We start from the raw sequence: 274 nt of genomic DNA, 5'->3' as shown, positions 1-274 counted from the left end.
CTTTTTTTTATATTTTATGATAGTATATTGATTGGTAAGACCTATTACTTTAAAAGCAGGTTCTACAACTATATCTAATTTGATGGAATTAACGTATGGAGGGACAACATGGGGAATGTTGAAAATTTTGAAAAACTTCTTTTAGAAGAACCGAAAAGAGAGCAGTTATTTCCTTTATTTGAAGAAGTGTTTGGGATTCCAAGTCAAACATTGCATGATTTTTCAGAGAGAGGTTATTGGGATGATACATATAAAGCTTTATCATTTTTACAAG

Annotated in this window: 1 pseudogene; it reads left to right on the top strand. The window is 29.9% G+C overall.

Features of this window, described 5'->3' with window-relative positions:
- Nucleotides 1–108 precede the first annotated feature (108 nt).
- A pseudogene (locus tag KI369_RS24715) lies at nucleotides 109–274 on the top strand (GNAT family N-acetyltransferase); the annotation flags it as partial.

The sequence above is a fragment of the Bacillus sanguinis genome (assembly GCF_018332475.1).
Taxonomy (GTDB): Bacteria; Bacillota; Bacilli; order Bacillales; family Bacillaceae_G; genus Bacillus_A; species Bacillus_A sanguinis.
Note: the sequence above shows the minus strand (reverse complement) of the source record. Positions and strands in the feature narration are given on the sequence as shown.